This window comes from Mariniflexile sp. AS56 (assembly GCF_030552475.1).
In the GTDB taxonomy this organism is placed as follows: domain Bacteria; phylum Bacteroidota; class Bacteroidia; order Flavobacteriales; family Flavobacteriaceae; genus Mariniflexile.
On record NZ_JAUPED010000001.1, the window covers coordinates 147047 to 161884 of the forward strand.

Annotated in this window: 11 protein-coding genes; 8 read left to right on the forward strand and 3 right to left on the reverse strand. The window is 36.7% G+C overall.

Annotated elements, in window-relative coordinates; all coding sequences use genetic code 11:
* The first annotated feature begins 88 nt into the window (after positions 1-88).
* The 6 genes from Q5N74_RS00665 (at position 89) to Q5N74_RS00690 (ending at position 7846) form a co-directional block, all read left to right on the forward strand.
* Positions 89-535 (forward strand): MarR family winged helix-turn-helix transcriptional regulator, encoded by a 447-nt coding sequence (locus Q5N74_RS00665; RefSeq protein ID WP_304386736.1) that lies wholly within the window; start codon positions 89-91, stop codon positions 533-535.
* A gap of 6 nt (positions 536-541) precedes the next feature.
* Positions 542-2935, forward strand: coding sequence for a 3-hydroxyacyl-CoA dehydrogenase/enoyl-CoA hydratase family protein (locus Q5N74_RS00670; protein ID WP_304386737.1), 2394 nt, complete (start codon positions 542-544; stop codon positions 2933-2935).
* Between the two features lie 2 nt (positions 2936-2937).
* Positions 2938-4128, forward strand: coding sequence for an acetyl-CoA C-acyltransferase (locus Q5N74_RS00675; protein ID WP_304386738.1), 1191 nt, complete (start codon positions 2938-2940; stop codon positions 4126-4128).
* A 15-nt stretch (positions 4129-4143) separates the two neighbouring features.
* Positions 4144-5946: an acyl-CoA dehydrogenase family protein gene (locus Q5N74_RS00680; RefSeq protein ID WP_304386739.1), complete on the forward strand. Its 1803-nt coding sequence runs from the start codon at positions 4144-4146 to the stop codon at positions 5944-5946.
* A gap of 93 nt (positions 5947-6039) precedes the next feature.
* Positions 6040-6510, forward strand: a complete 471-nt coding sequence (locus tag Q5N74_RS00685) for a DUF6265 family protein (protein ID WP_304386740.1) — start codon at positions 6040-6042, stop codon at positions 6508-6510.
* A gap of 4 nt (positions 6511-6514) precedes the next feature.
* The gene (locus tag Q5N74_RS00690) at positions 6515-7846 is read left to right on the forward strand and encodes a M28 family peptidase (protein WP_304386741.1); all 1332 of its coding nucleotides are present in this window, start codon (positions 6515-6517) and stop codon (positions 7844-7846) included.
* A 53-nt stretch (positions 7847-7899) separates the two neighbouring features.
* On the opposite strand, the gene Q5N74_RS00695 is transcribed toward Q5N74_RS00690, so the two are convergent.
* Positions 7900-8892: a hypothetical protein gene (locus tag Q5N74_RS00695; protein ID WP_304386742.1), complete on the reverse strand. Its 993-nt coding sequence runs from the start codon at positions 8890-8892 to the stop codon at positions 7900-7902.
* Between the two features lie 309 nt (positions 8893-9201).
* On the opposite strand from Q5N74_RS00695, the gene Q5N74_RS00700 reads away from it, so the two are divergent.
* Positions 9202-10845, forward strand: a complete 1644-nt coding sequence (locus Q5N74_RS00700) for a M1 family metallopeptidase (RefSeq protein ID WP_304386744.1) — start codon at positions 9202-9204, stop codon at positions 10843-10845.
* A 5-nt stretch (positions 10846-10850) separates the two neighbouring features.
* Entirely contained in the window at positions 10851-11414 is a 564-nt protein-coding gene (locus tag Q5N74_RS00705; protein ID WP_304386745.1) for a YdeI family protein, read from the forward strand.
* 16 nt (positions 11415-11430) lie between these two features.
* On the opposite strand, the gene Q5N74_RS00710 is transcribed toward Q5N74_RS00705, so the two are convergent.
* On the reverse strand, positions 11431-12714 hold the full coding sequence (locus Q5N74_RS00710; protein ID WP_304386746.1) for a glycosyltransferase: 1284 nt from the start codon (positions 12712-12714) through the stop codon (positions 11431-11433).
* A gap of 15 nt (positions 12715-12729) precedes the next feature.
* A complete protein-coding gene (locus Q5N74_RS00715; protein WP_304386747.1) occupies positions 12730-14817 on the reverse strand; it encodes an HAD-IIB family hydrolase in 2088 nt (695 codons plus the stop codon).
* Positions 14818-14838: the final 21 nt, after the last annotated feature.

Consider the following 14838-nt stretch of genomic DNA (forward strand, 5'->3'; position numbering starts at 1 on the left):
AATATATGAAATGAAAGAACATATAAATACTCTCAAACAACATATAGTTTTTGCTTTTCATCTTAGCATTTTATAATAAAATAACCAGATGACAGACAAAACAATAGATTATATATTAAGGACCACATGGCTATCTGTGCAAAAAATGTACAACGAAGAAGCCTCAAAATTTGAAAGTACCATGGCTACTGGGTTTACATTACTTAGTATAGACCGCGAAAATGGTTCGCCTTCAACAGCATTGGGTCCTAAAATGGGAATGGAAGCCACAAGCTTATCCAGGATTTTAAAAACCATGGAACAAAAAGGCTTAATAGAACGCCGCCCAAACCCAGAAGACGGAAGAGGTGTTATTATTCACCTTACTGCGTATGGTCATGCACAACGGGCCTACTCAAAAGACAGGGTTTTAACCTTTAATGAGGCTATAAAAAAGAATATTTCAGAAGAAAAACTAAAAAGTTTCTATGAAGTGGCCGATTTAATTAACGACCTAATATCTAACAAAAAAATTTACGATCAAAACGACAAGTAATTTAAAATGAGCAAACGAAGAATTAAAAAAGTAGCCATTATTGGCTCTGGAATTATGGGTAGCGGTATTGCATGCCACTTCGCAAATATTGGCGTAGACGTGTTATTACTAGACATTGTTCCTAGAGAATTAACCCCTGCTGAAAAAGCTAAAGGTTTAACACTTGAAGATAAAGCAGTAAGAAACCGATTGGTTAATGATGCTTTAACAGCTTCATTAAAATCGAAACCATCCCCTATTTACCATTCAAGTTTCGCTAAAAGAATTACTACGGGTAATTTAGATGATGACATCGCTAAAGTAAAAGACGTAGATTGGATTATGGAGGTTGTTGTAGAACGCCTAGACATAAAAAAAATAGTCTTTGAAAAATTAGAAAAACACAGAAAACCAGGTACGTTAATTACTTCGAACACTTCTGGTATTCCAATTCATTTTATGAGTGAAGGACGCTCGGAAGATTTTCAAAAGCATTTCTGCGGGACACACTTTTTTAACCCTGCTCGTTATTTAAAATTATTTGAAATCATTCCTGGACCCAAAACCGATGCTTCTGTTTTAGAGTTTTTAAATGGTTATGGTGAACAATTTTTAGGAAAAACATCGGTAGTTGCTAAAGACACTCCCGCCTTTATAGGTAACCGAATTGGAATTTTTGGAATTCAAAGTTTATTCCACCAAGTAAAAGCACTAGACTTAACGGTTGAAGAAGTTGATAAACTTACAGGACCTGTTATTGGTCGTCCAAAATCTGCCACCTTTAGAACGGTAGATGTTGTTGGGTTAGATACTTTAGTGCATGTTGCTAACGGTATTCATGAAAATTGCCCTAACGATGAGGCTCATGAACTTTTTAAACTTCCAGACTTCATCAACACCATGATGGAAAATAAATGGCTAGGAAGCAAAACAGGACAAGGTTTTTATAAAAAAGAAGGTCGAGACATTTTAGCACTAGACTTAAACACCTTAGAATATAAACCGACCAAGAAAACGAAATTTGCTACACTCGAGCTAACAAAAACCATCGATAAAGTTATTGATCGTTTTACAGTGCTCGTTTCTGGAAAAGACAAAGCAGGTGATTTTTATAGAAAAAATTTCGCGGCTATGTTTTCATATGTATCACATAGAATTCCAGAAATCACAGATGAATTATATAAAATAGATGATGCCATGAAGGCTGGTTTTGGTTGGGAACATGGTCCTTTCCAAATCTGGGATGCTGTAGGCGTTGCTAAAGGTATCGACATCATGAAAGCTGAAGGTTTAGAACCAGCAGCTTGGGTAAATGATATGCTTGCTTCAGGTAGCACATCGTTCTACTCTGTAAAAAATGGCACGACTCATTATTATGATATTCCTAAAAAATCACAAGAAAAAATACCTGGACAAGACGGCTTCATTATTTTAGATAATATTAGAAAATCTAAAGAAGTATTTAAAAACACAGGGGTTGTTGTAGAAGATTTAGGCGATGGCATTCTAAACTGTGAATTCCAATCTAAAATGAATACCATTGGTGGCGATGTTTTGGCTGGATTAAATAAAGCGGTAGAAATTGCTGAAAAAGACTTTGCAGGTTTAGTTATTGGAAACCAAGCCGCAAATTTCTCTGTTGGCGCCAACATAGGCATGATCTTCATGATGGCCGTTGAACAAGAATATGACGAATTAAATGCTGCCATTAAATACTTTCAAGATACGATGATGCGCATGCGTTATTCATCAATCCCAACAGTATCTGCCCCTCATGGTATGACGCTTGGAGGAGGTTGTGAATTATCAATGCACGTTGATAAAGTGGTGGCTGCAGCCGAAACATATATTGGTTTAGTTGAATTTGGAGTTGGCGTTATCCCTGGTGGTGGCGGTTCCAAGGAAATGGCTTTACGCGCATCAGATTCCTTTAAGAAAGGTGATGTGGAATTGAACACCTTACAAGAATACTTCTTAACTATTGGTATGGCCAAAGTGGCAACCTCAGCTTATGAAGCTTTCGATATGGGCATACTTCAACCAGGAAAAGATATCATTGTTGTAAACAAAGACCGACAATTAGCTACAGCGAAAGCCCATGCTAAACTAATGGCCGAAACTGGTTATACACAACCCGTAAAACGAACCGATGTTAAAGTTCTTGGAAAACAAGCCTTAGGTATGTTTTTAGTAGGAACCGATTCTATGGAAGCTTCAAAATTTATAAGCGAACACGACCATAAAATAGCAAATAAATTAGCCTATGTTATGGCAGGTGGAGACTTATCTGAACCCACTTTAGTAAGTGAACAATATTTACTAGACCTAGAGCGTGAAGCTTTTTTAAGTTTATGTACAGAACGTAAAACTTTAGAGCGTATTCAACACATGTTAAAAACAGGAAAACCTTTAAGAAACTAAAAATGAAACAAGCATATATAGTAAAAGCATACAGAACGGCCGTGGGTAAAGCGCCAAAAGGTGTCTTTCGCTTCAAAAGAGCCGATGAATTGGGTGCTGAAACCATCCAACACATGATGAAAGAGTTACCAAACCTAGACGTGAAACGCATTGACGACGTTATTGTTGGTAATGCCATGCCGGAAGGTGCACAGGGTTTAAACATGGCACGGTTTATTTCTTTAATAGGACTAAACAGTGTGGATGTACCAGGAGTTACTGTAAACCGTTTTTGTTCATCAGGAATAGAAACTATAGGTATTGCAACAGCAAAAATTCAAGCAGGAATGGCCGATTGCATAATTGCAGGTGGCTCAGAAAGCATGAGTTCGGTACCTATGACGGGTTTTAAACCTGAATTGAATTATAATACGGTAAAGGCAGGTCATGAAGATTATTATTGGGGTATGGGAAACACAGCGGAAGCGGTTGCCAACCAATTTAAAGTATCTCGTGAGGACCAAGACGCGTTTGCTTACAACTCACACATGAAGGCCCTTAAGGCGCTTGCTGAAAACAGATTTCAAGACCAAATTGTGCCAATAAATGTAGAGCAAGTTTATATAGATGCTAACGGAAAAAAAGCAACAAAATCTTATACGGTAACAAAAGATGAAGGTCCTCGTGCAGGAACAAGTATGGAGGCCTTAGCCAAATTAAGACCAGTATTTGCAACTGGCGGAAGTGTTACAGCAGGTAACTCCTCGCAAATGAGTGATGGTGCTGCTTTTGTAATGATTATGAGTGAAGATATGGTTAAAGAACTAAATCTAGAACCTATCGCTCGATTAGTAAGTTATGCAGCTGTTGGTGTTGAACCTCGCATCATGGGTATCGGCCCAGTAAAAGCCATCCCAAAAGCGCTAAAGCAAGCCGGATTACAACAAAAAGATTTAGACCTAATAGAATTAAACGAAGCCTTTGCGTCCCAATCATTAGCCGTTTTAAGAGAGTTGAACCTCAACCCAGACATTGTAAATGTTAACGGTGGAGCCATCTCCTTAGGACACCCTCTGGGTTGTACAGGGGCGAAACTTTCAGTTCAATTGTTTGACGAAATGCGCAAACGCGACATGAAAGGTAAATATGGTGCTGTAACTATGTGTGTAGGAACAGGACAAGGCGCTTGTGGCGTTTTTGAATTTTTGAATTAAATAACAAACAGAATAATGGAAAAAGATATATTACGTGGTGGTCAATTTTTAGTTGTAGAATCAAAGTGTGAAGACATTTTCACCCCAGAAGATTTCTCGGAAGAGCAATCTATGATGAAAGAAGCTGTTACCGAATTCGTTGACAGAGAAATTTGGCCGAATAAAGCACGCTTTGAAGCCAAAGACTATGCCTTGACGGAGTCTTGCATGCGTAAAGCAGGTGAAATGGGATTCTTAGGTGTTTCTGTACCTACTGAATACGGTGGTATGGGCATGGGTTTTGTAGACACCATGTTAGTATGTGATTATATTTCTGGTGCCACAGGATCTTTTAGTACCGCTTTTGGTGCGCATACAGGTATTGGTACCATGCCAATTACCTTATACGGAACTGAAGAACAAAAACAAAAATATGTGCCAAAATTGGCTACTGGCGAATGGTTTGGTTCATATTGTTTAACAGAACCTAGTGCTGGTAGTGATGCCAATTCTGGTAAAACAAAAGCTGTTCTATCATCAGACGGAAAAACATATAATATTACAGGACAAAAAATGTGGATTTCCAATGCCGGTTTTTGTAGTTTAATGATTGTATTTGCTCGTATTGAAGATGATAAAAACATTACTGGTTTTATTGTTGAATACGACCCTAAGAACCCAAATGGAATTACAATGGGTGAAGAAGAGCACAAACTAGGTATTCGCGCCTCTTCAACCAGACAAGTATTTTTTAGTGATACGGTAGTTCCTGCAGAAAACATGCTATCTACAAGAGGAAACGGTTTTAAAATAGCCATGAATGCCTTAAACGTAGGTAGAATTAAGTTGGCAGCAGCTTGTTTAGACGCGCAACGTCGTACTATAACCGAATCTGTTAAATACGCCAATGAGCGCGTTCAGTTTAAAACTCCTATTTCAAGTTTTGGTGCTATTCGTCAAAAAATAGCTGAAATGGCCACCAACTGTTGGGTTGGAGAAGCTGCTAGTTACCGTGCAGCAAAGAATATTGAAGACCGCATTATTATGCGTCAAAATAACGGAAAAGACACGCACCAAGAAGCAGAATTAAAAGGTGTTGAAGAATATGCAATTGAATGTTCTATCTTAAAAGTAGCCGTTTCTGAGCATACACAGAAATGTACAGATGAAGGTATCCAAATTTTTGGAGGTATGGGATTCTCTGAAGAAACCCCTATTGAATCGGCCTGGAGAGATGCACGTATCGCTAGAATCTATGAAGGTACCAACGAGATTAACCGTATGTTAAGTATTGGTATGCTTATTAAAAAAGCCATGAAAGGGCATGTCGATTTATTGGGCCCTGCAACAGCAGTAGCAAATGAGTTAACAGGTATTCCATCATTCGATACACCAGATTTTTCAGAATTATTTTCAGAAGAAAAAAGCATTATAGCCAATCTTAAAAAATTATTTTTAATGGTTGCGGGTGCTACACTTCAGAAATATGGTGAAGAAGTTGAAAAGCATCAACAACTTATGCTTGCTGCTTCAGATATTCTAATTCAAATATATATCGCAGAATCTGCTATCTTACGTGCAGAAAAAATATCTAAAAAAGAAGGAGAAGCGAATGCAAAAGAACACATCGCTATGGCTAAATTAAATTTATTCCATGCTATCGATGTTATTGAAACTGCTGGAAAACACTCCATCATTTCATTCTCTACAGGCGACGAACAACGTATGATGCTTATGGGCCTAAAACGCTATATAAAGTATGTGAACATGCCTAATATTATCGAATTAAGAAATATTATAGCTTCTAAAGTTATTAAAGAAAATAAGTACTGTTTTTAAACAGAAAGTGTGACTAACTCAATTCTTAAAAGCGTTTCAAAATATAATTTTGAAACGCTTTTTAAATTTAAGTATTTTAGTAAAAAATTACTAATGACCAAAATAAGCTTAATTGTACTATTTTTCATAACCATCTCAACATGTGCTCAACAAGAACTAGTACTTGAGCCCACGGTAAAAAATATTGCTTGGATTTCTGGAAATTGGAAAGGTGAAGCATTTGGAGGGCTAACCGAAGAAAATTGGAGTGCTCCATCTGGCGACTCGATGATGGCTACTTTCAAATTAATAGTTAACGACAAAGTCGCTTTTTATGAAATTGAAATAATTAGGGAAGTAAACAAAACATTAATACTTCAACTAAAGCATTTTAATAACGACTTAAAGGGTTGGGAAACCAAAGATGAAACAATCGATTTTCCTCTTAAAGAAATAACAGCGAATAAAGTCGTTTTTGAAGGCATGATTTTTGAAAAAATCAATACCAATGAAATGAATATTTATGTAGACATCCAAAACGAAACGGGCACTACTGAAACTATAAAATTCAATTACAAAAAATAAAAACATGAAGCTTCAAAAACTGATAATTATATCTTTACTTTCCATAATTTCAAACGCTCAAACACCTCAAGATTTCTATAACATTATAGATGCTGTTTCAGAAAATCAGATTGAAAAAAATATTCAAACACTTGTTAATTTTGGAACACGTAATACCTTTAGTGACACGCTTTCTAACAGCAGAGGTATTGGCGCTGCAAGACGTTGGATAAAATCTGAATTTGAAACCATCTCCAATGACTGTAACAATTGTTTAAATGTATTTTATCAGAAGGACCTCGTTACTAAAAAAGGCAATAACAGGGTGCCACACGATGCTTGGGTTGTAAATGTACTGGCTGTTCAAAAAGGCACAAAACACCCAAACAACTACATCATAATGAGTGGTGACATTGATTCACGCGGTAGCGATACAATGGATTTCACCACAGACGCCCCAGGAGCCAATGATAATGCCTCCGGTATGGCTGGAACCATTGAAGCTGCTAGAGTTTTATCGCACTATCAATTTGAAAATAGCATAATTTATGTAGGACTGTCTGGTGAAGAACAAGGTTTATTTGGTGGCGCTGGACTTGCTGCCTATGCTAAAAAGCAAGGTTGGAATATTATTGGTGTTTTTAATAATGACATGATTGGTAATATTCAAGGTGTTGATGGTGTTATTGATAATAGAACCTTTAGAATTTTTTCTGAACCAGTCGCTGCAAATGAAAGCGAAAGAGAACGAACATTAAGACGCTTTTATGGTGGTGAAGTAGATGGTATTTCAAGACAATTAGCTCGTTATATCCATAAAAACACACATACTTTCATGCCAGAGATGAACCCAATGATGGTTTACAGACTGGATAGATTTGGCAGAGGTGGTCACCATCGCCCCTTTAATGATTTAGGTTTTGCAGGCATCAGAATTATGGAAGCTCACGAAAATTACACGCAACAACATCAAGATATTCGCGAAGAAAACGGCATTGCATACGGCGATGTCATAGAACATGTTAATTTTAATTACACAAAAAAACTAACAGCCGTTAATGCCATTAATTTAGCGAGTTTAGCTTGGGCGCCTGCGGCTCCTAAAACGGTTGTGATTGGCGGTATTGTTGAAGCAAATGCCAAGTTCAAATGGGATAAAGTAGAAGGCGCTAAAGGTTACAAAATTTATTGGAGAGATACCACGTCACCCACCTGGGACCATAGCCGCTACGTTGGCAACGTCGATGCATTCACACTAGAGGGAATCGTTATTGATAATTACTTTTTTGGTATCGCTTCCGTTGGAGAAAATGGTATTGAAAGCGTTATAACCTTCCCAAATAACATTATTAAATAATAAGAAAACGACTTGATGTCAAGTCGTTTTCTTATTATTTACATTCTAAATATTTAATTATTACTCCAAGAAGCCCAATTACTGCAATGTCCAGCATTATCTGTTTTCCCTATAGTAGTTTGCACACCACTATAGGTTGCATTCATGACTGCTCTAGGCGAAAAATGTAATTTTGAATTTCCTGAAGACCTGAAAGCTTTACCAAAATGCCCCTGACTTAAGCCATGCCCTGCTTCATGTAATGCAATTGTTTCAACATCAAAAGTTCCTCCATCATTCCATGCAAAATTATCGTTATAATATATTTCTCTAAAAGCTACATCTGCTTTTCCATTATTATCTAAATCTACAGGAGCACCTAATTCATCTGTAAACGTAATTGTAAATGTTACACCTAAAATAAAACTAGAACCACCTGGTGCAACAAGATCAAAGGCGCTTGCGGGCAACCAACCACCATGCATCACATCGGCAACATAATCTTCACTACCCCCAAAATTTTGTCCAAGAATTTCACCTACTATAAGTGCTATCAATCCTGTATTTCTACCATCATAAGGCCTTTCAAACATCCCTAAATTAGAACAATTAACCATGTCCCATGTATTCATGGCGCGGTCTATGGCATTATTACTTAGCGACACATCCAAATCTAAAGAAGGTCTATTATCATCTACATAATAAGAAATGGCATCTGTACCATCTAAGGCTAAACCAGGAACGAAATCGGCGCCAAGTTGCTTGTTCCCTCGATCGTTAAAATAAACGACGTTCCCCATCTCATTTGAGGTTCCTGCTGTTATATATTCTGCCATATACAAGGCTACATTATAACTTTTAGCGGCATTATTTGCCTTTTCTGATTTTGACAATCCTTGTGTTTTATTCTTAATTTCAATAGTCCTCATGGTATTTCCAATATCCATATAAAGAGGTTGTTCAGGGGTTATTTCAATTTGAGAATCACTACCTACAGTAGATGTGTTTTCACATGCAAAACATAAAGCAATGATAGAAGCTAGTACAAATGGTTTTGTTAATTTCATAATTCTAAATATTTAAATGGATTAAAATGATTAATTTCTAATATCTAAAAAACTTAGGGAATATTCTACTTAATAGGTCACATCAGCATTTTTAAAAATGTAATACAAAACACAATTACATAGTAGTATTAAATATACGAATTAAATTAATACCTATGCATAATAAAGAACTAAAGGCAAATCCTTTTTATAGATAAAAGTTAATAAACAATAATTCTTTAAAAACGGTCTAACTCCATATCAAAATATTAAGCAAACATTAACTGTTTTGATACTCACTTTTCTTAATTTTGATTAAAACATCCACGAATGCAAAACAAATACGGTTTACTTTTTCTTCTATTAGTGCTACCTGTCACTCTTATTCATGCACAATTACTTTCAGAAAAAAATCATTTTACTAGGCAAGACAGCTTAAGAGGTAGTATAACCCCGGAACGTGCCTGGTGGGATTTAACGTATTATCATTTAGATATTACAGTAAACCCAGATGAGAAATATATTTCAGGAAAAAATACCATTCAATATAAAGTCCTTGAAAGCAACTCGGTAATGCAAATTGATTTGCAAGCGCCTCTGAGAATAACAAAGGTGACGCAAAACGCCAAGGAATTAGATATAAAACATGATGGCAACGCCCATTTTATAACCTTAAAGAACCCACAGAGCATAGGAGAGGTTCATAGTATAACCGTGTATTATGAAGGCCACCCAAAAGAAGCCATAAATGCCCCTTGGGATGGTGGAATTTCTTGGGAAAAAGATGTCAACGGCAACCATTTTATAGCCTCTTCCTGTCAAGGTTTGGGTGCCAGCGTCTGGTGGCCTTGTAAAGACCATATGTATGATGAAGTAGACAGCATGCTAATAAGCGTTAATGTACCCGATAACTTAATAAATGTATCTAATGGTAGATTACGAAGTGTTGAGCGCTTTGGAGACACCAAAACTTATAGTTGGTTTGTAAAAAACCCCATAAACAATTACGGTGTTAATATTAATATTGGCGATTATGTGAATTTCGCTGAAGTCTACGATGGCGAAGGCGGCAACCTAGATATGAATTATTACGTATTAAGAGACAACCTCGAAAAAGCTAAAGAGCATTTTAAAGACGCCCCTAAAATGATGAAAGCGTTTGAACATTGGTTTGGGCAATATCCATTTTATGTAGATAGCTTTAAACTCGTTGAAGTACCGTATCTAGGCATGGAACACCAAAGTTCGGTAACCTATGGTAACCAATATAAAAAGGGCTATTTAGGTCGCGATTTATCGGGGACTGGTTGGGGATTAAAATTCGATTTTATTATTATACACGAAGCTGGGCATGAGTGGTTTGCCAATAACATCACTAATAAAGACATTGCCGACATGTGGATTCATGAAAGTTTCACGGCCTATTCAGAGAATTTATTTTTAGACTATTATTATGGTAAAAAAGCATCTTCTGAGTATGTTGTAGGAACACGCAGAAGCATTCAAAACGACCGACCTATTATAGGTGTTTATAATGTGAACAACGAAGGCTCTGGCGACATGTACTACAAGGGAGCTAACATGCTACACACCCTTAGACAACTTATTGAGGATGATGAAAAGTGGCGTCAAACTTTAAGAGGTATGAATAGAACATTTTACCACCAAACGGTGACTACACAACAAATTGAAGCTTATTTATCAAAAGAGACAGGTATCGATTTAACCGCGTTTTTTAATCAGTATTTAAGAACCACCAAAATTCCAACTTTAGAATACAAAATAGAGAATAAAGAACTTAAATACAGATGGACAAACACTGTTGGCGCATTCGATATGCCCATTAAGGTGACTATTGAAGGAAAGGAAACATGGCTATTCCCTAAGGCAGAGTGGAAAACAAAAGTTTTAGAAACTAAAAATGCGACATTTGATATAGACCCAGATTTTTATGTTGAATCAACAAAGATTTAAGCCTTTTGGAACTACCCGAATTATATTTTAAAACAGATAAAGAATGGCGCGAGTGGTTGCATAAAAACCACAAACTACACAAAGGTGTTTACCTTATATTTTATAAAGTAGAACACGAAAATGCCTCCATGCGCTGGGAAGAAGCCGTAAAAGTAGCTTTATGTTATGGTTGGATAGACTCTACTGTAAAAAGTTTAGGAGACGGGAAGCGACGCCAGTACTTTACACCACGAAACGAAAAAAGTGTTTGGAGTGCTTTAAATAAAAAACATTTAGACCTATTAATTGCTAAAAATTTAATGCATGAAAGCGGTTTTGCCATTATTGAAATAGCTAAACAAAATGGTTGTTGGACAGCCCTTGATGCGGTAGAAAAAGGCATCATACCCGAAGACTTACAATTAGAATTTAACGCAAACCACAGTGCTTTTGAAAACTACCAAAACTTTGCACCTTCATATAGAAAAAGCTATCTATACTGGTTAAATCAAGCAAAGCGGGAAGCTACCAGAAAAAAACGCATAACCGAAATCATTCAGTTATGCGCTAATAATATTAAAAGTAGATAGTAACAAACGCCCATAGTTAGTGCGTATATATATTTGATTCCATAGATTGCTGATTGATAGAACTTGCAAATATTTTTAGGATGCGTTTGGCAATGCCTGTCCATCCGAAATTTCTACGTGCAAAACGAGCTCCTTCCACAGATAGTTCATTTCTTAATCTAGGGTATAGAAGTGGCATGGACATCATCGTACCAAATTCTACAGGGCGGTGAGGATCTGCAAATAATGCTTGGTTGCCAAAATCAATTAAATCGCACAAACCGCCGTGAACTGTTACAACACTAGGCGTACCACAAGCCATAGCCTCAATAGCAACCATTCCGAAAGGCTCATACCGTGATGGCATTGCAAAAATATTAGCCGATCTATACACATTGGCTAAATCTTCATCTGCCACGTAGTTTTTCCATTTTATTTTATCTAAAACACCTAATTCTCCAGCCAAGGTTTTTAGTTTTTCTACACCTTCATTATCTTGATTGGATTGATCGCCACCAATAGCAGCTACTAAACGGGCTTCGGGGCAAAGTTCCAAAACGGTAGGTAATGCTTGTAAAAGTAAATCATAGCCTTTATTATGTGCCATACGCCCCAGTGCCAGAATATCATTTGGATGGATATCATATTTAGACCGAACTCTATCATTTTCTTTTGAAGGTACCGGGAAAAATCGATTTTCATCAATTCCAGGAGGGATCATACCACAATTCCTAGGTAAAACATCATATTGTTTGGTAAGTAAATCTATTTGTGGTAATGTGGTAGCAATAACAAAATTACACATTTGGTAAACAAAGTATTCTTTTCGAATTCGTTCTTTAAATCGATACGTTTTTTCCATTTCCACTTCATCCATATCGCTCCCCATACTATGGCGTTTCCACCACCCAAGTGAATGTGGAGTATGTACATGAGAAATCCCCAACTCTTCGGCTATCTTTTGACCTGCCCAACCCGCATCCCAATAGTGAGTATAAACGGTGTCATATTTCTTTCGTTCTTTTTTGATGGCCGCCAAACAATTGGTTACAAACTTTTTTAAATGGTCGTGCATATCCTCTTTTCTAATGAACTTTTTTCCACCAAAAGGAATACGCCACACACTATAATTTTCATCAACATGATCATACTCTGGTTGATCTTCAAATTGACGCGTCACTAAATCTACATTCTTTCCCAATCTGCTAAAACGCTCTGCGAGCTCTAAAACATAAACAACTTGCCCTCCTGTATCTGGTTTTCCTAATTCGGCATTAGCACCAACATATCCATGTAAAGAGATCATTAATATCGATTTCATAAGTTTCTATTTTAGTTATTTTTTAATAATTTTCAAATCATGACAAGCAGAAATATATTGGGCTGCAGACCACGCCTGATACGCTTTCCCCATAGCTCTCCCTGTTGTACCGTGTGCCCACTCTGTAAACTCCCATGCTTCGTTAATACCTTCTTTATTGATTAAGGCAAGCTTATGAAGTTCTGAAATAGCCATTTCTTTTAACCCTAATTTATTTATAAACTTCACCCAGAAACCTCCTACAAAAGGCCAAATACCACCATTATGATAATGGTTAGGCAGATTTAAAAGGTTTACTGTATAATAAGGTCTCCAATCTGGATCGCCAGGAGTTACTACAGGGTAGACATTGGTTACAGGAAATGGATCATTCACACCAACCCCCAACATAAAACGAAAGGTTTGATGCGCCTTTTCGGCATCTATGGTACCGTGTAAGAAGGCTAATATATTTCCGAAGACATCACAACGCCAACTAAAATCGAACGGTGTTGTTTGCGCTATTAAATATGAAGTATCACCTAATGTAAATTGCCGTTCTGCAAAGGAGACCGATTGAAATAATTTCTGCTGTGTTGAAGGCCAAAAATTTTGAATAATTTCTTTTTTAATAACTTGAGACCACCTAATATGCTCCCCCGCTTGATCATAATCGCCCAACATTTCGAGCATACGCCCAAAACACACATTGGCACGATACCAAAGAATTTCATCATAAAGAATGTTATAACTTCTTCCAAATAAGTCTGTCCAATCACCCGCTTCCGGTATTTCTAATAAGGCATCGTTATTACTATCATGCGCACCTAGCCACCGCATGGTTTCCTTAATATCTGATATGTGTTTCCTAAGAAACTCGATATCTTTAGTAACATTCACGTATTCATAAAACGCTATAACCACCCAAATACCACTATCAATGGAACAAATCCCTCCCACTCCAGAATAATCTGGCACATTATCTTTTAAGCGTACGTTGGATGGAATTTGGCCATTCCTTGAAATATGTTCGAATAATGTTGAAAGTGTTTGACGCTGGCATTGATGAATTTCTTCATCGTGGACAAGCGATAAGGACCCTATTACTGTTATGGCCCCATCTCTCGCCCAAACACTATGGTAATTTTCATCTGTCCCATTTGGGATATTATCTTTAATAGAACAAGCCGAAAAACCAAGTGGTGTTATATTTCTCCTTAATGCTTCAATTGCTTTTTTATAGCCCTCTCGTATTAAGTCGACCTTTTCTCCTTCATCTTCCGCTGCAATACTGCTTAGTTCTTGCTGAATAAAAAAATCTTCTTTATGGTTGTTTTCACTATTAATAACGGCATCATTGGGCAATATCCCATAGTAAATTAAACCTTCAATAACACCAGCTCCATTCATTCCTTCTGAATGATATACTTGTCTATACTTAGTGAATTTGTATAATTCTTCATGTGCATTACCTACAACAATACCCCGTATGTCATTCATTTCAAACATAGCTGAGTCGTTACCACTATCTCCTGCAACCAAAACTTGGTTAGTATTTAATTTAAGTTTATTAAGTAGCCATTGTAAAGCATTGCCTTTATTGGCCCATTTAGGAAGAATATCCAAGAACTTTTCACCAGAATAAACCACATTGATGTACATATTTGCTTTGATAAAGTCTTGCTCGATACTTGTAATAAGCTCTGGTGTTGCATCATAAAAATAATAACTTCGCTTATAATCGTGCTGAAACTTAGTATGCTGTTCGCTTATAGGGTGTTGTATATTTTGAATAACCTCTTCAACAGCCTTTAAATTCCAACCATCATCCAACACCTCATTAAACTCTTTAACGATGCATTTCTTTTTAAAGTCATAAATAAGTGTCCCAACTCCCGAAATAATATAATCGGGTTCTGGTAAGATTCCGTTTTCTACTAAGTTTAAGGCATCATCAATTAAACGCCCTGTATTATATGTAAGTAAAACCTTAGAATTCGCCTTGTATGTATTCCATACTTTAGTGAAATCGCCCTTTAGTGTATGAAAGTCTAAGAGCGTATTATCAATATCAAAGGAGAGAAGTTTAATATCTTGTTTTTCGTTACTGTTTTTTTCATCCATATATAGTTATTAGAAATCAAT

Coding starts and splice junctions, on each gene's coding strand:
- Q5N74_RS00715 (WP_304386747.1), bottom strand. CDS start 14,817: ATGGATGAAAAAAACAGTAACGAAAAACAAGATATTAAACTTCTCTCC.
- Q5N74_RS00665 (WP_304386736.1), top strand. CDS start 89: ATGACAGACAAAACAATAGATTATATATTAAGGACCACATGGCTATCT.
- Q5N74_RS00675 (WP_304386738.1), top strand. CDS start 2,938: ATGAAACAAGCATATATAGTAAAAGCATACAGAACGGCCGTGGGTAAA.
- Q5N74_RS00710 (WP_304386746.1), bottom strand. CDS start 12,714: ATGAAATCGATATTAATGATCTCTTTACATGGATATGTTGGTGCTAAT.
- Q5N74_RS00685 (WP_304386740.1), top strand. CDS start 6,040: ATGACCAAAATAAGCTTAATTGTACTATTTTTCATAACCATCTCAACA.
- Q5N74_RS00690 (WP_304386741.1), top strand. CDS start 6,515: ATGAAGCTTCAAAAACTGATAATTATATCTTTACTTTCCATAATTTCA.
- Q5N74_RS00695 (WP_304386742.1), bottom strand. CDS start 8,892: ATGAAATTAACAAAACCATTTGTACTAGCTTCTATCATTGCTTTATGT.
- Q5N74_RS00700 (WP_304386744.1), top strand. CDS start 9,202: ATGCAAAACAAATACGGTTTACTTTTTCTTCTATTAGTGCTACCTGTC.
- Q5N74_RS00670 (WP_304386737.1), top strand. CDS start 542: ATGAGCAAACGAAGAATTAAAAAAGTAGCCATTATTGGCTCTGGAATT.
- Q5N74_RS00680 (WP_304386739.1), top strand. CDS start 4,144: ATGGAAAAAGATATATTACGTGGTGGTCAATTTTTAGTTGTAGAATCA.